19 protein-coding genes are annotated in these 19049 nt (G+C 62.9%); 9 read left to right on the forward strand and 10 right to left on the reverse strand.

The window, feature by feature from the left end; all coding sequences use genetic code 11:
• The first annotated feature begins 130 nt into the window (after positions 1-130).
• The gene (locus H7007_RS10160) at positions 131-1621 is read left to right on the forward strand and encodes an acetate--CoA ligase family protein (RefSeq protein WP_287155138.1); all 1491 of its coding nucleotides are present in this window, start codon (positions 131-133) and stop codon (positions 1619-1621) included.
• Between the two features lie 217 nt (positions 1622-1838).
• Here the strand turns inward: H7007_RS10160 and H7007_RS10165 are convergent, their stop codons facing one another.
• The 4 genes from H7007_RS10165 to H7007_RS10180 all read right to left on the reverse strand — a co-directional run bounded on the left by H7007_RS10165 (position 1839) and on the right by H7007_RS10180 (position 4450).
• The gene (locus tag H7007_RS10165; protein WP_287155139.1) at positions 1839-2027 is read right to left on the reverse strand and encodes a zinc ribbon-containing protein; all 189 of its coding nucleotides are present in this window, start codon (positions 2025-2027) and stop codon (positions 1839-1841) included.
• Positions 2028-2281: 254 nt separating this feature from the next.
• The gene (locus H7007_RS10170; protein WP_287155140.1) at positions 2282-2659 is read right to left on the reverse strand and encodes a response regulator transcription factor; all 378 of its coding nucleotides are present in this window, start codon (positions 2657-2659) and stop codon (positions 2282-2284) included.
• Between the two features lie 120 nt (positions 2660-2779).
• Entirely contained in the window at positions 2780-3649 is an 870-nt protein-coding gene (locus H7007_RS10175; protein ID WP_287155141.1) for a radical SAM protein, read from the reverse strand.
• A gap of 57 nt (positions 3650-3706) precedes the next feature.
• Entirely contained in the window at positions 3707-4450 is a 744-nt protein-coding gene (locus tag H7007_RS10180) for a GNAT family N-acetyltransferase (RefSeq protein ID WP_287155142.1), read from the reverse strand.
• 301 nt (positions 4451-4751) lie between these two features.
• Here H7007_RS10180 and H7007_RS10185 point away from each other — a divergent pair, with 301 nt between their 5' ends.
• The 3 genes from H7007_RS10185 to aroF all read left to right on the forward strand — a co-directional run bounded on the left by H7007_RS10185 (position 4752) and on the right by aroF (position 7558).
• Entirely contained in the window at positions 4752-5597 is an 846-nt protein-coding gene (locus H7007_RS10185; RefSeq protein ID WP_287155143.1) for a hypothetical protein, read from the forward strand.
• Positions 5598-5857: 260 nt separating this feature from the next.
• The gene (locus H7007_RS10190; protein ID WP_287155144.1) at positions 5858-6280 is read left to right on the forward strand and encodes a CBS domain-containing protein; all 423 of its coding nucleotides are present in this window, start codon (positions 5858-5860) and stop codon (positions 6278-6280) included.
• Between the two features lie 264 nt (positions 6281-6544).
• Positions 6545-7558: a 3-deoxy-7-phosphoheptulonate synthase gene (gene aroF / locus H7007_RS10195; RefSeq protein ID WP_303646195.1), complete on the forward strand. Its 1014-nt coding sequence runs from the start codon at positions 6545-6547 to the stop codon at positions 7556-7558.
• A gap of 175 nt (positions 7559-7733) precedes the next feature.
• Here aroF and H7007_RS10200 read toward each other — a convergent pair whose 3' ends face one another.
• A complete protein-coding gene (locus H7007_RS10200) occupies positions 7734-8411 on the reverse strand; it encodes a hypothetical protein (RefSeq protein WP_287155146.1) in 678 nt (225 codons plus the stop codon).
• A gap of 290 nt (positions 8412-8701) precedes the next feature.
• Between H7007_RS10200 and H7007_RS10205 the strand changes: the two genes are divergently transcribed.
• The gene (locus H7007_RS10205; protein ID WP_287155147.1) at positions 8702-9322 is read left to right on the forward strand and encodes a lysophospholipid acyltransferase family protein; all 621 of its coding nucleotides are present in this window, start codon (positions 8702-8704) and stop codon (positions 9320-9322) included.
• On the opposite strand, the gene H7007_RS10210 is transcribed toward H7007_RS10205, so the two are convergent.
• The 5 genes from H7007_RS10210 to H7007_RS10230 all read right to left on the reverse strand — a co-directional run bounded on the left by H7007_RS10210 (position 9307) and on the right by H7007_RS10230 (position 14327).
• A complete protein-coding gene (locus H7007_RS10210) occupies positions 9307-11046 on the reverse strand; it encodes a thiamine pyrophosphate-binding protein (RefSeq protein ID WP_287155148.1) in 1740 nt (579 codons plus the stop codon). The two genes, H7007_RS10205 and H7007_RS10210, sit on opposite strands and share 16 nt — an antisense overlap.
• Before the next feature lie 257 nt (positions 11047-11303).
• On the reverse strand, positions 11304-12095 hold the full coding sequence (locus H7007_RS10215; RefSeq protein ID WP_287155150.1) for a class I SAM-dependent DNA methyltransferase: 792 nt from the start codon (positions 12093-12095) through the stop codon (positions 11304-11306).
• A gap of 53 nt (positions 12096-12148) precedes the next feature.
• Positions 12149-12757, reverse strand: a complete 609-nt coding sequence (locus tag H7007_RS10220; protein WP_287155151.1) for a flavodoxin family protein — start codon at positions 12755-12757, stop codon at positions 12149-12151.
• A gap of 57 nt (positions 12758-12814) precedes the next feature.
• Positions 12815-13513 carry a GAF domain-containing protein gene (locus H7007_RS10225; protein ID WP_287155152.1) on the reverse strand — a complete coding sequence of 233 codons (699 nt, stop codon included), beginning with the start codon at positions 13511-13513 and terminating at the stop codon, positions 12815-12817.
• Position 13514: 1 nt separating this feature from the next.
• Entirely contained in the window at positions 13515-14327 is an 813-nt protein-coding gene (locus H7007_RS10230) for an acyl-CoA dehydratase activase (RefSeq protein WP_287155153.1), read from the reverse strand.
• A gap of 352 nt (positions 14328-14679) precedes the next feature.
• Between H7007_RS10230 and H7007_RS10235 the strand changes: the two genes are divergently transcribed.
• From H7007_RS10235 to H7007_RS10250, 4 genes are all read left to right on the forward strand, one after another.
• Positions 14680-15342: a thymidylate synthase gene (locus H7007_RS10235; RefSeq protein ID WP_287155154.1), complete on the forward strand. Its 663-nt coding sequence runs from the start codon at positions 14680-14682 to the stop codon at positions 15340-15342.
• A gap of 336 nt (positions 15343-15678) precedes the next feature.
• The gene (locus tag H7007_RS10240; RefSeq protein ID WP_287155155.1) at positions 15679-17013 is read left to right on the forward strand and encodes an aminotransferase class I/II-fold pyridoxal phosphate-dependent enzyme; all 1335 of its coding nucleotides are present in this window, start codon (positions 15679-15681) and stop codon (positions 17011-17013) included.
• A gap of 142 nt (positions 17014-17155) precedes the next feature.
• Positions 17156-18457, forward strand: coding sequence for a hydroxymethylglutaryl-CoA lyase-like TIM-barrel protein (locus H7007_RS10245; protein ID WP_287155156.1), 1302 nt, complete (start codon positions 17156-17158; stop codon positions 18455-18457).
• 10 nt (positions 18458-18467) lie between these two features.
• Positions 18468-18872: a hypothetical protein gene (locus tag H7007_RS10250; RefSeq protein WP_287155158.1), complete on the forward strand. Its 405-nt coding sequence runs from the start codon at positions 18468-18470 to the stop codon at positions 18870-18872.
• Positions 18873-19049: the final 177 nt, after the last annotated feature.

Consider the following 19049-nt stretch of genomic DNA (forward strand, 5'->3'; position numbering starts at 1 on the left):
TAACATAAGAACAAAATTTGTCAACCCCAGTTGTCCGCCATCCCCGAGGACGGCCCCGACCCGTGTCTTTTCCTTGTCCCCCCTCTCCCCTTGGCCTATAATCGTCCACGATTCGGAAAGGAGGTCACACATGCACCCGGACCTGGACAGGATCTTCAAACCCCGCGACATCGCCATGGTGGGAGCGTCCAACGTGCCCTCCAAGTGGGGCTCTTTCCTCCTGGTGAACCTGATGGCTGGGGGTTTTCCGCGGGACAGGATCTACCCCGTCAACCCGAGGGAGAGGAGCATCCACGGCCTTCCCGCCTATTCCTCCGTCGCCGAACTTCCCGTGGTGCCCGACCTGGCCATCATCACCACTCCAGCGCATACGGTACCCGGTGTGCTGGAGGAATGCGCCCGCCGCGGGATCACGCACGTGGTGGTCATCTCCTCCAATTTCTCCGAGGTGGGAGAGGAGGGGGCACTCCTGGAAAGGGAGCTCGTCCGGGTGGCGCAGGCGAAGGGGTTGACCGTCGTGGGGCCCAACACTATGGGAGTGGTCAACGCCGCGCACGACCTCTATGCCGTCGGGGCTCCCGTGCAGCTCAGGCCGGGACGGATATCCTTCGTCTCCCAGAGCGGGAACGTGGGCGCCAACCTCTTGGGGTGGACCATGAATCAGGGAATAGGTTTCGGGAAGTTCGTGGGCAGCGGCAATGAGGCCCTCCTCCATGCCTCGGATTATATAGATTATTTCGGAAGGGACCCCGACACCTCGCTCATCCTCGCCTACCTGGAGGGGGTGGAGGACGGGCGCAGGCTCATGGAGGTCGTCTCCCGCACCAGCCTGAGCAAGCCGGTGATCGTCATCAAGTCCGGACGCACCGAGGAGGGGAGCAGGGCGGCCATGTCCCATACCGGTTCCCTGGCCGGATCCGACGAGGTATATGAGGCGGCCTTCCGGCAGTGCGGGGCCATCAGGGCGGACACCTCCCAGGAGATGCTGGACCTGGCCAAGTCCTTCGAGAGGCTCCCCCTCCCCGCCGGAGACCGCCTGGGCATCATCACCCTGGGAGGAGGCTGGGGGGTACTGGCCACCGACGCCACGGCCCTGGCCGGCCTGCGCCTGGCGAAACTGGACCGGAAGGTCATGGAAGTATGCGACAGCCTGCTTCCGCCCTTCTGGAGCCACGGCAATCCCGTGGATTTGGTGGGGAACATCTACATGGAGACCCACCTGGCCATCCTGGAAGCCATGGCCGCCTCGCCGGAGGTGGACGCCGTGGTGGTGCTCGGCTCCCTGGGGACGGGCACCATCATCGGCCTCAACGTCCTGGTCTCCCAGAACCTGATCATGGAGATGAGCGAGGATGCCCTGAAGAGGTTCTTCACCGAGCTAAAGGAGCGCAACCTGAGGCTCCTCGCCCGGGCCAAGGAGCTCATGCGTTCCTACGGCAAACCCATAGTCTTCGTGGAGATGCAGTTCATCGGGGAGGAAAACCTCCGCGACCTGGAGGCCGGGGAGACGGTCATCTTCACCGCCCCGGAAAAGGCGGCAGGCATCCTGTCCAAGATGCTCCGCTACCGCCGCTACCTGCAGAGGATGGGCGTGGACCGCACCTGGTCCAACGCGGGATGAGGGCGAAGGGCTATACCGGCGCCCTCTATCCACGCCGCAGCCCTTCGCGGACGCGCAAGCCGTTCCGTGGCACCCCCATGCCATTGCCCCTCAAGGCTTATCCGGTACGTTCACGATCGGCGCCGTCAGCCCCGAAGACCGTCTTTACGGCATGTTTTGAGACTTAAAAGACAAGCCCCCGCAGGGGCTCGGTAGACGGGAGAAGACCTCTCCGCGGTCAGATGCTCTCCACGAAACGGGGCTTCAGCCGTACCGGGTTCCAAATGGTGTAGATCCCCTCGTCGGGGCAGTTGGGAAGGGGCTGGTCCTCGTCCTTGTGCTCGTACTCGTAACCGCACTTGTCGCAATAATACTTTCCGGCCGGAGCCTTCTCTCCCGTAGTGAGGACCTCGTCATGCTCCGTCATCTGGTTCACCTCCGTACTTCAACCTTCCGGGAAAGGCCCGGCCTTCTCCAGGTCGGACCCTCTACATTTTGTTCCCTTCACCCCACCAAGTCAACCCCGTGTGCTGGTCCACTGACGCATGAAGGGCCCGGTAGCCGTGCCCTCCAACCCGCCGGCCCAGGAACTGGGCGGCATCATGGAAAAGGAGGCCGTGGGGTAAGCCCTTTCTCTACCGCTCCAGCCGGATGCGTTCAAGTCGGGAGCGGTAGCGCCACTCACGAGCCACGCTCTCCCATCACCCGGTTCACGGTCTCCAGGAGCTCCCCTATGGTGAAGGGCTTGACCAGGCAGGCCTCCACCTTGACCTCCCCCTCCTTCTCTATCTCCTCCACCGCCCTCTTCATGGCCGAGATGATGATCACCGGAACCTCGGCGATCTCCCGACGGCTCTTTATCTCCCTGTACACCTCCAGCCCGTCCGCATGGGGCATCATCAAGTCCAGGAGTATGAGCTCGGGCTTCAATTCCCTCAACCTGTCGGCTATATCTTTACTCTCGGTGAACCCGGCGACTTGGTATCCGTGCTTGCGGAGGATGATGGACACCAGGTCTATCATGTCCGGGTCGTCCTCGATGTAGGCAACCGTCCTCATGCTTGCGCGCTCCTCTTTTGCCTCCCACGGCCTCACTTTAAGTATCGTTTGCCCGCACTACCGCCTTGAGCACATGCGGTAAAATATAACAGCCGTTGCGCCATGCCGCCCTCAGACGGCCTAAAGCGCCCGCATGAACTCCGGCCTGAGCATCTCCGGCCGCTGGAAGGCCCGCTCTATGGTATTCAGCAGCCTCTCCCTATCCCTGGAAAGAACACCCTTTAATGGTAAATAATTGGAAGCGTGGTTGGTGCGGAATACGCAGCCCTCGAGGCGGCAGGCGGAGATGAACTCCCGCAGCTCCTCCAGGAGCCCTCTCTGATCCGGCATCTCGAACTCCCCCCTTTCCCATTCCGCGTGGAGGGGAGTCCCCGGGACAACCATCAGGGTGAGCGCGCTCAGGTAGTGGGGGTTCATCCTGGAGACGGCTTCGGCGCTCAGGCGCGCGTGGCGCAGGGAGCCCTCCTTCCCGCCCAGCCCGAGCAGAACGATCACCGAGGTGAGAATCCCACATTCCTTGGCCTTGAGCACCGCTTGGACCATCTCCTCGCAGGTGTCCCGCTTGCGTACCCTTCGGAGCACCTCGTCATCGCCGCTCTCCAGGCCCAGGTAGACGATGCCCAGCCCCATTTCCGCCAGCCGGCGCAGCTCCTCCCGCGGTTTTCCGTTAATGTCCCTGCCGTTGGCGTAGATCCCCACCCTCTCCAGGCGCGGGAAGGACTGCCGCAACAGGCGAAGTATCCTCTCCAGTTCCTCTGTCGGCAGGCACAGGGCGTTCCCGTCGGCCAGGAAGACGCGGCGTGTGTAGGGGATGAGGCGTGAGGCTGCGGCTATGTCCTCCTCAACCTCCTCCAGGGGACGGGGGCTGAAACGCACCCCTTTATAGGTAGGACAGAAGGTGCAGGCGTTATGGGAACACCCGTAGGTGACCTGCAGGATGTAGCTGCCGGCCTCGCTGGGAGGCCTGATCACCAGGCCGCGATATCGCATCTCTCTCCCTCAACCCCTGCGGCACATGGCCGCATCACGATGAAAGTATAGCACCCTTCACCCACCCTCGCTCCCTCCCCGCGCGCCGTCGCCGCCGTTGAGGAGGTCGTTCCTGCCCAGCACCTCCGCTATAGTGCGCGGTCGGCCGCGGAAATCGGCCCATCCGGGGTCCTTGAACAGCAAGCGTTCGAACTCGTGGAGCAGCTTTTCCTCCACCCCGGCACCGATGTGGGCGGTGAAGAAGTTGGCCGGATCAAGATTCACGTTGGGTTCGTCCGTGTCATAGTACATGAAACCGGCCTTTTCCAGGTAGCGCAGGAGCATGCGGCGGTATTCCTCCTTGCTCAGTCCTGTGGACTCCAGGTCCCAGTGCCAGGAATATCCCGTGCAGATGACGATCTTGTCGTAAAAGAAATCGTCGTTGACGGCGCATTCGAGCATCTTGTCCGCAATCCCCATGGACCGCCAGCCCCTGCTGACCTCGATGGCCATGGCCTCGAGCAGGCCTTTCCCGGAGAGCTTTCCCCATCTCTCCGCCGGGCTGGGAGGTGCGATGGCCACGAAACCCACGATGACCCCCTCCTGGTTGTAGGCCACTATGATGTTGCTCTCCGGGTTGGAGGCCAGCCTCTCCAGGGCCTTTTTCTCGCGTGAAGGCGGATAATGGGGCGCGGCGAATATGCCCATTCCCTCGTCGAGCCGCATCGAGGCGATGAACTCGGGCCGGGAGTGGGCCCTTATCCACACCCTCCCGCGCGGGGTATCCAGGTATTCGTCCCTCTCCTCCTCCGTGGAGCACATCCGCCGCCTCTCCTCCTCGTCCCGCCTTCCCCGCCGTACGTCCTGAGCCGTCGGACTCCGAAAGTATACCATTCAGGAGCCGCCCGAATGGTAGGATATGCCAATCCGCCAGCGATGCCTTCCCTCCCCGCTCCCGCTCCGGCGCCGCTATCCATGCGCTCCCGCCCTACCGGTAATCCCCGGGGATTATCCTCCTCCCGGAGGCTGATTTTCCGTATCGCCTGCCCTCCACCGTCTTGGCATCCACTATAATAGTACCCGCCCGAGGCGGTCTTACGGTCATGCATGACGGAACGGAGCCATGCCCCTGAACAGCGCGCAGAGGACGGGAGAGAGCCTGCTTTCCCTGGTGGGAAACGCCCCTCACCACAGCATCCATGCCCTCAACCAGCTCGACCCGGAGGTCAAGGAAAGGGTATACGCCCTGCTCATCCCGGAACGCATCTTCGACCTCTTCCTCATCGACCGTGTGGACTTCACAAACCCGGCGGGCGAGCGGGTGGTCAAAATCACGGCGCCGCGCCAGGCCGGTTTCGCCATCATTGAGGTCCGCGAACATCCCGGGGACCGGGACTGCATCTTCTTCCTGGAGATCGCGGACACCGCGTTCTTTAAAGTGGAGGTGACCTTCCTCATCGTCAACGACCCGCGTTCCCCCCGTTTCAACACGGATATCGACGACGCCGGCCGCCGCACCAAGTTCGGTACAACCCGGCGCAACATCCCCGAGGAGATCCGTGCCATGCAGGCCGGTCTGGCCCCAGGACAGGTCAGGCGGGGCCTGCGTATGCTGCGTGATTTCCTTCCCCTGGCCCTGAGTTTCGTCTCCGCTATGGGCCACGACATGCTGCTCGCCGAGCCCCTCGCCTACCACGACGCCATAATCTTCGAGCACCACGGCTTCAATTATGTGCGGGGCAGGAAGAAGATGGAGGAGATCGACCGGGAATTCCGCCCTGGTGGGGAGCTCTTCCGCAAACTTGACGGGAGCACGCCCTTCCGCATGCCGGGCGCGGAGAAAACGGTCCGCGGAAGGAGCTGGGCCATCCACGACGGTATCCTGGGCGAGCCCTGGAAGGATGTGGAAATGTATCGCAGCGTGGATCGGCCGGCCAACGTATGCACCTTCCCGGGTTGGGTGTATTGAGGGCCGCAGACACTGATTCGCCATGCCCTTCTGAAGTATGCAACGGTCCTTCACCGGAAGTCCGGACCTGAGCGCATGATGGCCGCGTGTAGATTTCCAGCTTTTCTCTCGTTCCCCGTTGACCCCGGGATTCCGGACCGGTCCTCGTTGGAAATATCAGGAAGGGAAAAACAACCCTTTCCCGGGGTTCAACGGCGGGATGGTTTATAATTATTGCCGTTGAAAAGCACGCCTTGGCGACCCGGAGCAAGGAGGTCCCCATGCTGGTGAGGGAACGCATGAGCACCGATCCCGTGACCCTTTCCCCAGATGACACCCTGAGGGAAGCCCGCCGGCTGATAAGGGAACTGGGCCTGCGCCGTTTTCCAGTGGTGGAGGAGGGCAGGCTGGTGGGCATCGTCACCGACAGGGACGTGCGCCAGGCGGACATGAGCTCGGCCGTGGTGCAGGAAAGGCGTTACGTGGAATATATCCTGGACCGCATACAGGTGAGGGGCATCATGACCCCGGACCCCATCACCGTCACCCCGGACACCCCCCTCGAGGAGGCGGCGCGCCTGATATTGGACAACAAGATAGGAGGCCTCCCGGTGGTGGAGGGAGGAAGGCTGGTGGGCATCATAACCGAGACCGACCTCATAAGGACCCTGGTGGAGATGTTGGAGAGCGGGCGCACCTCTTAGGCCCTCTTCCCGCGCCCCGTCCGCTCGAGGCACGGTGGACGCGTCTTCACTTCTTCCCCGGCCGGATCGGTTCCCAAGTCGCCACAAAGAGGATGGCTGCGGGGCGGAAACCGGCCACCCCCTTTCATCCCTCGCTCGCAAAAAGAAACAGGCCATCTCCACGCCGCTGCGCCACGGCAAGCGCCGTTTCCCGGTGCGCTCGTTGACACCCCAGCCCCCCGGTGGTAGCTTTCTTCTCAAACCCTTTTTCGCGAGGTGGTATCGTTGATCGTGGTCATGTCCGAGGGCGCAAGCCGCGAGCAGGTCGAAGCGGTGATGCGCAAGATCGAGGAGTTCGGCCTAAAGACCCATCCTATCTACGGTGTCCGCAAGACGGTCATCGGGGTCATCGGGGACGACAAGACGAAGATCGTGGAGACCATGGCCGGTTATCCCGGCGTGGAGCAGATAATCCCTATCCTGAAGCCCTACAAGTTCGCCGCCCGCGAGACCCATCCCCAGGACACGGTGATCGAGGTGGCGGGGGTGCGCATCGGTGGTGACCGGGTCGTGGTCATGGCCGGACCATGTGCGGTGGAAAGCCGCGAACAGATACTCAACACCGCCCGGCTGGTGAAGCTGGCGGGCGGTTCCGTTCTCCGCGGCGGAGCCTTCAAGCCCCGCACCAGCCCTTACAGCTTCCAGGGCCTGGGGGAGGAGGGGCTGCGCTACCTGGCGGAGGCCCGGGAGGAGACCGGCCTCCCGGTGGTCACCGAGCTGACCGACCCACGACTCATCGACGTCTTTTGTCAGTACACGGATATCATCCAGGTGGGAGCGCGCAACATGCAGAACTTCGTCCTCCTCACCGAGATCGGCCGCAGCGGACATCCCGTACTGCTCAAACGCGGTCCCAGCTCCAAGATAGAGGACCTCCTTCTGGCGGCGGAGTACATAATCAAGGAGGGCAACCGGAACATCATCCTCTGCGAGAGGGGGATTAGCACTTTCGAGACCTACACCCGCAACACATTAGACCTCTCCGCGGTTGCCGCGCTCAAGAAGCTCACCCACCTCCCGGTGGTGGTGGACCCCAGCCACTCCGTGGGCATCGCCTCCCTGGTGCCGGCAATGTCCCTGGCCGCGGTAGCGGCGGGCGCCGACGGTCTGCTCATCGAGATCCACCCCAACCCCAATGCCGCCCTATGCGACGGCCCGCAGTCCCTGGATTTCGAGACCTTCTCCAACCTCATGGGCAAACTACGGAAGGTGGCCACGGCCATCGGGAGGACCCTCTGAACCCGTCGTGGACCTTCTCCCCGCCAGTGCGGCCTCCCGCTACCCTTTTCCCCGTGGAGGTCCCGGCCGATTCGGCCCGCACAAACGCCATGCAGCATGTCTTTCGACATCTTGGGGTGCCCTTCACCTCTGCACTAATGAGTGGGGGGCAGAGGTGAGGCCCGGGTAGGGCCGATCAGATGGCATAGAAAGAGAGTTCGGGCAGGGCCTGAATGGCGCGCACGAAGTCCTCCTGCAGGTCCTCCTTGAGGGGAAACCTCTCCATGAAGAGGTTCACCTCCACCCTCTGGTCCCTCTCCTCGGTATGCAGGGGGTTGGGGATGGTGAGGTAGGGATGAAGCTCAGCCAGGGAGTGGTGCAGTTCGTCCATCAGGTTGCTGTCCTGATCCCTAAAGATGCCGGCCAGTGAGAACTGGGTGGCGTACTCGAAGAAGACCACCCGGGAGATGCCGATGAGCTTCCCCCGGTAGGAGAACCCGTAGACCTCGAGAGGAGAGATTATCTCCGGCCTTCGGAAATCCTCGGTGCCCATGACCCTGAAATCCGGGACTGTCTTTTCCAGGGCGGAAACCACCTCCTCGGCTGCGCGCCCCTCGCCGGCCAGACAGGTGATGCCCTTGAAGACCACGCCCCCGGCGATTATCACTTTCGACTGTGCGGGCCTGGCCGACAGTATGCCGCCATCGATGAGGGAGGAGCCTCTCTCCTCCTCCAGTAACCGCTGCAGGTTGTCCATATCCACCCCGAAGGCGTACAGGTTCACCCTCTGCCACCCCTCGTGCTGGTGGCGGGCCAACACCCCCACCCCGGGCGTCCCCTGGTAGGCGTAAAAGAAAGCTCTGTGCTTCACCATGGTTCTTCCCGCCTCCCCGGGCGAGGACCGTTGAAACTGTCGACCCCGCCCCTCAAGATCCTCTTAAACCCCGTCGTTTTTCTCATCCTTCCTCTCACATCCTCAACTCCCCTCCCGACTATATTCTTCTCTGCCGCGGCTGTGATACCTTTTATGGGGAAGGCGTCTCGCCTCTGAATCAGGAGTAGAGGGAAAACCTTGGGAAAGGCAACCCCACACGGGCACCGCTCCGCGGATGGGAATCCGGGTGGGGCCAACCCGCTCCCCTGGAGGGGCAGGAGGTGTCTCGAGTGATACGCTTCTGGATCGGCTGGCCCATCTTCCGCGTGGTCGCTCTCTTTTACCATTTCCGCTGCACCGGATACGAGAACGTCCCCCGCAAGGGGCCTCTTCTGGTGGTGGCCAACCACAACAGCCGCAAAGACCCCGTGGCCATCAACCTAGCCCTCAAGCGACCCGTCCGCTTCATGGCCAAGAAGGAGGCCTTCGACCCCCGCAACAGCCTCTTCGAATGCCTCATGGTGCGCATCTTCTTCGCCTATCCCGTGGACCGGGAGAAGCCCGGCCCGGAAGCCATACGCCGCACCATGGAATACCTGGAACGCGGCGACTGCGTGGGGATATTCCCTGAGGGCACTCGCCACGACGATACCAAGCTCCACCCTTTCACCCACGGGGCGGCCTATTTCGCCTGGAAGACCGGGGTGCCAGTGCTCCCCATCGGCATCACCGAGGAGAAAGGGAAGGACTACCACATAAACATCGGCAAACCCTTCCAGGTGCCCCGCCTGGAGGGGAGGCCCCATAAGGTCCTCCCGGAGCTCACCCGCCTCATACGCGATAAAGTCCGGGAGCTTCTGCCCCCGGATTGGGAGATCCTGGAAGATGATGCGGATCAGGTCCCGCAGTAGGGCTCCGGGCACCCCTTAAGCCAGAGCTGGACGATCATCTGGAAGAGCACCGGCACATCCAGGTTGGCCTCCTTGTCCACCACGGCGTCGATGACCGTCGGGCGGTCCGAAGCGGCCGCTTCCTCCAGGGCGGGTCGTATCTCGTCGGGGCTCTCCACCCGGATGCCCCTGGCCCCCATGGCCTCGGCCAGCAGGTCGTGGCGGATCTCCCCGAACTCCACGCCGCAGTACCGCTGCCCGAAGGCGGCGTGCTGAGCGCCCTTGATCATCCCCCAGGCGCTGTCGTTGGCGATGATGTCGATGATCGGGAGCTTGTAGCGCACCGCGGTCTCGATGTCCTGGCAGTTGATCATGAAGGAGCCGTCCCCGTGGATGATATACACCGGGCGATCTGGGTTGGTGAGCTTGGCCCCCATGGCGAAACCGATGCCCACTCCCAGCTGCCCGGTCCCCTCGGCGAAGAGGTAGGAACGGGGATGGTAGACCCGGCCGGCGATGTTGGTCCACAGGGCGGTGTTGCCGCCGTCCATGACCAGGATGCCGTCCCGGCCCAGGAACTCCACCGCCTCGGTCACCAGGCGCAGGGGATGGATGGGTTTGGCGTCGGAGCGCGCCATCTCCTCGTAGGAGCTCAGGGCCTGCTCCTCCAGCTCGCGGTATCCGGCCATGAAGTCGCGCGGACCCTCCACCGGTCCGGTCTCCTTCTTGACCCTTTCGATGATCTGGCGCAGAACGGCCTTGGCGTCACCCACGATGCCCAGGTCGAACTCCCGGTTGAGCCCGATGTTGGCGGGGTCGATGTCCACGTAGATGAACTTCTGCGTGGAGGGATCCCCCCACATGTTTGGCTGCCCCCAGAAGTCGAGCTCGGACATGGTGCAGCCCACGTTGAGCACCAGGTCGGAGGTGGACTCGGCCATAATCGCCCCCATGCCCTTGGGCAGGAGCAGCAGGGGATGGTCCTCGGGCAGGGTGCCCCGCCCGGACACGCTGGTGGTCACCGGGATCTGCAGGTATTCTGCCAGTTCCCGCACCTCATCCCAGGCCTTGGAGCGCATCACGCCTCCCCCGGCGTGGATGAGGGGCTTCTCCGCGGAAAGGAGCATCTCCACCGCCCTGTCCACCGCCTCCGGGTCGCCGCAGGGGCGGACCTCCGTGCGGTAGCGCTCGGGGGGCAGGAAGACCTTCTCGTCTATCTCCCCGTTCTGGAAGAGGACGTCCACGTTGAAGTCCAGGTGCACGGGCCCCGGCCTCCCGGTGGTGGCCTCCCGGAAGGCCCAGTGCACCAGGTCCGGGATGCGGTCCCAGCGGTTCACCAGGGCGTTCCACTTGGTGATGGGCCGGAAGAGGTTCACCTGGTCCAGCTGCTGCTGGGACCCCTTGAAGGGGTAGGAGCGGTCGGAGTGTATCTGGGGGGTGATGACCACCATGGGTATGCTGTCGTTATAGGCTACGTAGACCCCCGCCACCAGGTTGGCCGCCCCCGGACCCACTGTCCCCGTGCACACCCCCACCATGTCCGAGGTCCGGGAGACGGCGTCGGCCATATGCGCCGCAACCGCCTCGTGGTGGGTCATCACGAACTCCATGCCGTTGGGGCGTCCCACGCGGGCGATGGCGTCGGTGAAGGTACAGAGCTGCCCCCCCGGGATGCCGAAGACCCACCTCACCCCCTCCTTGAGCAGCGCCCGCACCAGCACTTCCCCTCCGTTCATCAGGGCCATGACCATCCCTCCTCCTGCTCTTCCTCCCTCATCACTGATCCCTTCGCAACCTATTGGAAGATATTTACAACAACACCCAGAGGTTGCCAGAGTTTTCCGGATCTTTATATCGTTTATCGTTACAGCCTCATCGGGAACCCGCTACAGCCTAATCGGGAACCGATTCTTTCCTATTATATGCAGCGCAAGACCTCAGGGCCATAGGTGTCCGCTCCCCCTCCTACGGGCGGGAGACCCCTTTCATACGCGGCCTGCGTCTACCCCCGCAGTGCCACGAACTGCAGCCTCCTCGTCCTCGCCCCCGGCTTGCCCAGACCCGCGGCATCCCAAACCTCCACCCTCCGGAAGCCAGCCTCCTCGAGAAGGGCGGCCAGGAGGTCGGCGGGATAGGCCTTTTCGCGATGCACCTCCACCCACACGTCCCCCCGCCCGTCCACCTGCCCCAGGCGCATGGTAAGGGTGGCACTGGAAGTCTCTTCCTCCCATTCACTCCTCCAGGAAAGACGCCAGTTCTCCAGCCGGAAGACCCACTCCCTGTCGTCCTGCCCCTCCCTCAACTGGTAAGCGGTGTTCACATCGAACAGCAGGTGACCACCTGCCTCCAGCGCGGAGGCGAAGCAACGGAAAGCCCTGCGCACGTCCTCCTCGTGGAGCAGGTGATTCAGGGAATCGGCGGCACACACCATGGTCTGGACCTTGAAAGGAAGGGAGAGATGGCGCATGTCCTGACGGAGGAGGAGCACACTTCCTCTGCCCCTGAGGCGGGCTGCGGCGACCCGTAACATCTCCTCCGATCGGTCCACGGCGATGACCCTGCTGCCCCTCTGTGCCAAATAAAGTGAGGCCATCCCGGTTCCGCAGGCCACGTCGGCCACCCGGTCGAGCCCCAGCGCGTACCTCCTGGCCAGGCGCTCGAAGTTCTCCCTCCACAGCTCGTGGAGGACCTCGCCCACCAACCGGTCGTAGAGGGCCGATGAGACACGGTAGGCCGGTATCCCCCATTCGTGGGCACCGTTCCCGCTTTTTGCGCCCTCCAGTCCGGCCGCCAACGCCGCTCCCCCGGAAAACGGAGGGGGGCAACGGTACGGCGGGACGACACTCCTCATGGCGCGCCGCTCCCCCAGTCCCGGAGGCTCCTGCCCCACCCCGCCGCCCTTTGCAGCGCCCCGGTCACCTTCCTTATCTCCCCCGCCGCGTCCACCCCGGCATAGGTCTGGGAATCCCAGTCCTTCACGCGGATGACATGGAAGAAATAGGCTACGGTGGGCCGGGTGCACTCGAAGGTCTCCGGCGCGTCCCTCCCGCAGCAGGAGATGAAAAGCCCCCTCCTCCGGGCGGCGAGGCCGTCGTCCACCGGGTGCTTTCCGAGGACATAGGTCAGGGCCCAGAACCGCTGGCAGCGGTCGATGAGGGCTTTGGCCTGGGCGCATATGTGCATGGAGAAGATGGGGGCCGCGAGGGCCACGGCGCCCGCCCTTTCCAGGTGAGGGTAGATGGCCTGCATGTCGTCCCTCTGGACGCACTCCCCGTCGCGGGAGCATGCCTCGCATCCCCGGCAGGGGCGAATGTCCATCTCCGCCACCCGGAAGGAGACTGCCTCCACACCCGCCTCCCCCGCTCCCTCCACGAGGGAATCGAGGAGCAGGGAGGTGTTTCCCCGGCGACGCGGGCTGGCATAGAGCGCCAGGAGGTAACGGTTCTCCGGTCTCATATGCGTTGGCCCCCTTGATGACGTTGCGCTCTCCCCGCCCGGAAACGGCGGCTGCGTTCAGGCCACCGGCCCCGTCAGCCCCTGCATCTCGCGAAGTAGCCGTTCGTGTTCCTGGCGCAGCCTCTGGTACTCCCGGCGCTTCTCGTCCAGGAGGCGGTCCAGGCGCTTTATCTCCTCCACCACAACCCGCTCCTTCTCCTCTATCCCGGACAGCTTGGAGCGCAGTTCCTCGAGGCGTTCGCCCCTCACTATGGCCGTGGCGATCTGCTTGATCAGCGTGTTGAGCAGGAAGAGGTCGAACTCTCCAAAGGCCTGGCCGCGTTTGGTGTTGAGGTTCAGGACTCCGAGCAGTTCGCCCTCGGCTATGATGGGCACGCTCAGGGCATCGCTGACCTTGCGCCGCGTGCGCAGTCGGGGGTCCATGAGGTCATCGAGGAGGAGCATGCCCTCACGTCTTTCCGCCACCAGCCCGGCTATTCCCTCCCCCACCCGGGTTCGTGCCTTGTCCACCACATCCCGGCGCAGTCCGTGGGCGGCCTTTATGACCAGGGTGTCGCTGCCCGGAGGGTCGATGAGCATCAAAGAACCCGAGGTGGCCTCCATGACGTCCAGGGCTCCCTTGAGTATGCTCTGCAGAAGGCTCCCCATGTCCCGGAAGGACATGATCTGCTCGTTGAGCCGCCAGATCATGTCCAGCTCCTTTATCTTCCGGATGTACCTCTCTTCCCCCGATTCGGGTATCCCGGCCCGCTCCATATCACCCACCCCCGGTGTCCGCGCTTCCCGCCTTTCTGCCCGCGATCACCGCCGCTCCAAGGGCCCCTATGACCTGGGGATCCATGCCCAGTTCCTCGAGCTCCACATCAAGCCTCCTCTCCAGGGAGAGGATGAGTCCGCGGTTCTTGGCGCAACCTCCGGATACGGAAGCCCTCCCCTCAAGGCCTACCTTGCGCACCAGAACCGCCAACCGGGAGGCGATGGCCTCGTTGATGCCCGCGGCGATGTCCTCAAGTCCCACGCCCTCATTGAGCAGGGTTATGACCTCCGACTCGGCGAAGACGCTGCACTGGCTGGTGATTTGCGCCGGGTTACCGGAGCGCAGGGACAACATGGTAAGTTCTTCCAGGGAGACCTCTAGTACACGGGCCATGGCCTCGAAGAACCTCCCCGTGCCCGCCGCGCACTTGTCGTTCATGGCGAAATCCACCACCCGCCCCTGGGAATTGACACGGATGACCTTGCAATCCTGCCCGCCTATGTCGATGAGCGTGCGCTCCCCCGGTTTGAGGAAGAAGGCTCCCAGCCCGTGACAGGTTATCTCGGACACGTTCTCGTCGGCGAAGGGGATGCGTACCCGGCCGTAGCCCGTGCCCACCACATAGGCGATCTCCTCCCGGGAGGAGACGCCCGCCTCGCGCATGGCCAGCTCGAGGGCCTGTTCGGCGGTCAGCTCGGGCCTCACGGCGCAGGGGATGACGGAGAAGCCGAGTATCTCGTCCCCCCTCATGAGCAACGCTTTGCCGGTGGTGGATCCCACGTCGCATCCGGCAACTATCCGCGGAAGGCCCATCTTTCCCGTCTCCTCGTCCTGAAGGTCTCTGGCCGGCGATCACAAGCCCCGGTCCAGGGACATTCTACCAGAACCAGCGTCCTCTCCCACACATCGCCCTCCGGTGGGGCGAGCCTTGGATTTCGCATACCCACGCCGTGCGCCCGGCGGCGAACACCGGGAGGCGCATCTATTCGCCGGGTCTCTACGCGACCGCGGGAAGGGCGGATCACGGATTCGCCCGATATGTTCTTCGTCACCGCCCGGTGTTAGCATTATCCCCAAAAGGCCCTTCCGCCGGGGGCTGCCGGCGGAGGCGGGGGCGCTCGTCGATCCAGACTGAAGAGGTTAAGCGAAGGCGGGGGAGTGAGGGATGGAGATAACCTTCATAGAGGCCAGGGACCTTCCGGACGCCTGGTTCCAGTGCGTGTACAACATCTTCGACAAGGGCAGGGAGTACGTCATCGACCGCGGGAGCTTTAAGGGGAACCGCCGCCTGGAATACGACTTCGTGGTGGTGAAGATAAGGTATCCCGAGACCCGCCCTCTCATACCGGATATCCCCCCCGGCATCGGGCTGCCGCCACCCACGGACATGGAATACGTTCAGGAATATCTGGAGAAGCTATGCTCCGCGAGCTCCAAGGCGGACAACGAGGACTACACCTACGGCATGTACCTCGAACACCAGATACAGGAGGTCATCCGCATGTACCGGGAGGAGGGCTTCGGCACCAACCAGGCATGCATGGCGGTGTGCGACCCTCAATCCATCTATCTGGAAGACCCGCCCTGTCTCCGCCAGATAGACACCCGCATCTATCCGGAGGAGCGCAAGCTGCATTTCGTGGTCTATTTCCGCTCCTGGGACCTCTGGGCCGGGTTTCCTTCCAACCTGGCGGGCATCCAGCTGCTCAAGGAATACATGGCGGAGGAGATCGGTGTGGAGCCCGGAGAGACCATCGCCCTCTCCAAGGGCATGCACCTCTACGAGTATGCGTGGGAGCTGGCTAAGATACGCCTGGGGAAATCATGAGCCAGAACCAGGGCCTGACGGGGAAGTGGGTACACGGCAATCCGGAGAGCCACTCCTCCTCCGACCGGCAGTAAAGGCGTCGGCTTGTAAGCCCTTCTCGGCCGACTGCCGACCGTAACGCGGTGCGGGAGCTCGCGGTGAGGCGCCGAAGGGAGGATCATAGGGGATATGTCAAACGTGTGCCATTCCATTATAATGGTTTAACCCGGTAACCGGGCGCTAACATCGAAGGCGGCCGTGGGCCGCGTAAAGGTCGCTCGTTCAAAGTGGTTTTCGGCGGAACAGGAAAGATTAAGCGACACAAGGAAGTACTTGATCGCGGCGGGACGTAGGGAGGTGAGGACCATAGACCCGCTGGCCGTGGAACTGAACCGGGTCCTGGAAGACAACGCCCCCAGCCTCCACCGTTGCCTTTCGTCCCTGGGGAAGGAGTTGTTCTTTCCCAGGGGAATCCTGACCCAGACGGCGGAGGCCAAAAGCATGGCCCATCGCTACAACGCCACCATCGGCATGGCCACCCGCGACGGAAAGCCCATGTACCTGCGCGCTCTCCGCAGGTACGTCAAGAACCTCAAGGCGGAGGAGGCCTTTCCCTATTCTCCCGCTGCCGGCGTGCCGGAGCTTAGGCGCCTGTGGAGGGAGCACCTTTTGGCCATGAATCCCGGCCTGGCTGGCAAGGGCTTCTCCCACCCCGTGGTCACCAGCGGCCTCACCCACGCCCTGAGCATCATGGCGGACATGTTCTGCGACCCCGGAGACCGCCTCCTCCTGCCCGATACGTGCTGGGGCAACTACCGCATGATTTTCGGGATCCGCAGGGGAGCGGACATCGTCCGTTACCCCTTTTTCGGCGCCCACGGCGGCCTTGACCTGGAAGCCTTCTCCGGAGCCCTCAAATCCCTTCCCCGTCCCGGAAAGGCCCTGGTAATCCTGAACTTTCCTCATAACCCCACCGGGTATACCCCCAACCGTGATGAGGTCACCAAGCTTACCGATTGCCTTCTTGAAGCCGCCGAAAGCGGCCTTGACCTGGTGGTAGGGGTGGACGACGCCTATACCGGCCTCTTCTACGAAGACGATTGCTTCCCGGAATCGATCTTTTCCATCCTGGCCGACAGCCACCCCCGCATAACGGCGATAAAGATCGACGGACCCACCAAAGAGGACTACGTTTGGGGATTCCGCGTGGGCTTCATAACCTTCAGCCATCGATGCCCGGAAGGTGGGGAAGCGGTCTATGAGGCCCTGGAGAAAAAGGTGGCCGGGCTCATCCGGGGCACCATATCCACATGTCCCACTCCTTCCCAGCACCTTCTGGTCAAGGCCATCAAGACCGCGGGATACCGGGAGGAGAAAGAGGAAAAATTCCGCATCCTCAAAGAGCGATACCATGAGGTGAAAACGGTGCTCCGCGACCCGCGCTTCGCTGAGGCCTTCACGCCCTATCCTTTCAACAGCGGGTATTTCATGTGCCTCCGCCTCCACGACGTGGATGCGGAGACCCTGCGCCGCCACTTGCTGCAAAAGTATGGGGTGGGGGTTGTGGCCACCGGCCCACGCGATCTGCGCATCGCCTTCTCCTGCCTGGAAAAGGAGCACATAGCCGACCTCTTTGATATACTTTATGATGCCGTCCGGGAAGTCGGGGAAGGGGAGACGCCGGGCGGCTGACCCACCCGGCAAGGGGACAGGGCCTACCCCCTTCCGACAGGGAGAGCGGGGAGATTTCCTCCTCCAGGGAAGCGATCAAGAGGCGGCGTCCGGTGAAGCCGGGAAAGGGGATTTATGGAGGGACGATATCGGGAAAGAGAGGATGAAATTGTCGGATAACGGTAAGGCCGGAAACAGGGAGCGCTCCAAACGGATATATATCGTCGACGTCACCAACCGGGACGGAGTCCAGACGTCCCGCCTTGGGCTGGCCAAGCTCCAGAAGACCATCATCAACCTTCTCCTGGACGAGATGGGCATCTGGCAGAGCGAGTTCGGGTTCCCCACCACACGCCACGAGACCAATTACCTGCAGGCCAACCTGGAACTGGCGGAGATGGGGGTCATCCACCATACCCGACTCTCCGGCTGGGTACGGGCCGTGAGCTCCGACGTGGAACTGGCCCGGGAGCTGGTTCCCAACCTGAAGTACATCAACATATCCATATCCACCTCGGAGCAGATGATCCGCGGCAAGTGGAACGGCCGCTACCAGTTCGAGGACGTGGTGCGCATGATGACCGACGCCTTGGACTGCGCACACGAGCTCGGCTTCCAGTCCGTGGGGGTCAACGCGGAGGACGCATCCCGCACCTCAGACGAGCACCTCATAGAGTTCACGCTGGCGGCAAAGGAACACGGGGCGGAGCGCATGCGCTACTGCGACACCCTGGGTTACAACGACCCTTTCACCATATACGAACGCATAAACCTCCTGGCCAGGGAAACGGGCATGGACATCGAGCTCCACTGCCACAACGACCTGGGAATGGCCGTGGCCTGCTCGGTGGCCGGCGCCAAGGGCGCCCTGGACGGGGGGGTCAACGCCTACATCAACACCACCATCAACGGGATGGGGGAAAGGGCGGGCAACGCGGACCTGGTCTCGGTCATCCTGGCCATAAAGAAATCCTCCCTCTTCGACGGTGAGGACGTCCTGGACGATGCGGTGAACCTGATGGCCGCCTGGAAGACGGCCAAGTACGCCTCCTATGCCTTCGGGGTCCCCATTCCCATCAACCAGCCCGGTGTGGGCGAAAATGCCTTCGCTCACGAATCGGGCATACACGCCGACGGGGCCCTCAAGAGCCGGCGCAATTACGAGCTCTACGACTACGAGGAACTGGGCCGCGGAGAACCGGAGATCATCGAGACGGGACGCAACATCACCCTGGGGGAATATTCGGGCATCAAGGGATTCCGCAACGTCTACGAGAAGCTGGAGGTGGAGTTCCAGTCGGAAGAGGAGGCTCGCGACATACTTGAGCTGGTGCGTTATGCCAACGTCACCACCCAGAAGCCGCTGGTGGAGGACGAGCTCCTGTTTATCGCCCGCTACCCGGACCTGGCCCGCAAGATCTTGACCCTGGACCTTTCACATATCACCCTGAAGAACCGGGTTTAGGAGTGTGAAGATGGAGGAAGTGCCGGAAGAGGTCCTGAAGAAGCTGGCTCGGTACTACAACCTGTACAAACACGGCACGCCTTCCGACAGCGTCCCGCCTTGGATTCGCAACATCAACAACATGAGCAAGACGGATCTGGAATACGAGACCCGGGACGCCATACGCACCTGCCGGGACCTGCGCAGGAAGCTCAACGAGCTGGAATACGAGGGGGAAAAACTCATCCCCGTGAAGAGCAAGCGGGAGAAGATAATCGAGGAACTGCGCAGGGAATGGTCCTATATGAGCTATTACCTCTACACCCTTTTCCTCCACTCCGGGGTCAAGGTGTCCGAGGAGGAGTTCGACGAGTTCCTGCGCAACGAGACCGGCAGCCGTTCCTATATCACTAACCTCTCCTCCCAAAGAGCCTGAGGCCTCAACCGATGCGGGCGAAACGCTGAGGTCGGCTATACTGCACCATCACCCCTCCTCACAACGAGCCTGACGCTCCAGCCGAGTGTGGTGGGGAACGCATCCCTCCCGGATCTTTCGGTGAAGCCCTTCCTGCCGGTCGGCCAGTGGCGGCGACATGCAACCGCACCACTCGCT

This window comes from Candidatus Solincola tengchongensis, assembly GCF_015711935.1.
In the GTDB taxonomy this organism is placed as follows: domain Bacteria; phylum Actinomycetota; class Geothermincolia; order Geothermincolales; family RBG-13-55-18; genus Solincola_A; species Solincola_A tengchongensis.

Excerpts from the sequence above, each read along its gene's own strand:
- H7007_RS10160 (WP_287155138.1), top strand. The coding sequence starts at position 131 with ATGCACCCGGACCTGGACAGGATCTTCAAACCCCGCGACATCGCCATG.
- H7007_RS10165 (WP_287155139.1), bottom strand. The coding sequence starts at position 2,027 with ATGACGGAGCATGACGAGGTCCTCACTACGGGAGAGAAGGCTCCGGCC.
- H7007_RS10170 (WP_287155140.1), bottom strand. The coding sequence starts at position 2,659 with ATGAGGACGGTTGCCTACATCGAGGACGACCCGGACATGATAGACCTG.
- H7007_RS10175 (WP_287155141.1), bottom strand. The coding sequence starts at position 3,649 with ATGCGATATCGCGGCCTGGTGATCAGGCCTCCCAGCGAGGCCGGCAGC.
- H7007_RS10180 (WP_287155142.1), bottom strand. The coding sequence starts at position 4,450 with ATGTGCTCCACGGAGGAGGAGAGGGACGAATACCTGGATACCCCGCGC.
- H7007_RS10185 (WP_287155143.1), top strand. The coding sequence starts at position 4,752 with ATGCCCCTGAACAGCGCGCAGAGGACGGGAGAGAGCCTGCTTTCCCTG.
- H7007_RS10190 (WP_287155144.1), top strand. The coding sequence starts at position 5,858 with ATGCTGGTGAGGGAACGCATGAGCACCGATCCCGTGACCCTTTCCCCA.
- H7007_RS10200 (WP_287155146.1), bottom strand. The coding sequence starts at position 8,411 with ATGGTGAAGCACAGAGCTTTCTTTTACGCCTACCAGGGGACGCCCGGG.
- H7007_RS10210 (WP_287155148.1), bottom strand. The coding sequence starts at position 11,046 with ATGGCCCTGATGAACGGAGGGGAAGTGCTGGTGCGGGCGCTGCTCAAG.
- H7007_RS10220 (WP_287155151.1), bottom strand. The coding sequence starts at position 12,757 with ATGAGACCGGAGAACCGTTACCTCCTGGCGCTCTATGCCAGCCCGCGT.
- H7007_RS10225 (WP_287155152.1), bottom strand. The coding sequence starts at position 13,513 with ATGGAGCGGGCCGGGATACCCGAATCGGGGGAAGAGAGGTACATCCGG.
- H7007_RS10230 (WP_287155153.1), bottom strand. The coding sequence starts at position 14,327 with ATGGGCCTTCCGCGGATAGTTGCCGGATGCGACGTGGGATCCACCACC.
- H7007_RS10235 (WP_287155154.1), top strand. The coding sequence starts at position 14,680 with ATGGAGATAACCTTCATAGAGGCCAGGGACCTTCCGGACGCCTGGTTC.
- H7007_RS10245 (WP_287155156.1), top strand. The coding sequence starts at position 17,156 with ATGAAATTGTCGGATAACGGTAAGGCCGGAAACAGGGAGCGCTCCAAA.
- H7007_RS10250 (WP_287155158.1), top strand. The coding sequence starts at position 18,468 with ATGGAGGAAGTGCCGGAAGAGGTCCTGAAGAAGCTGGCTCGGTACTAC.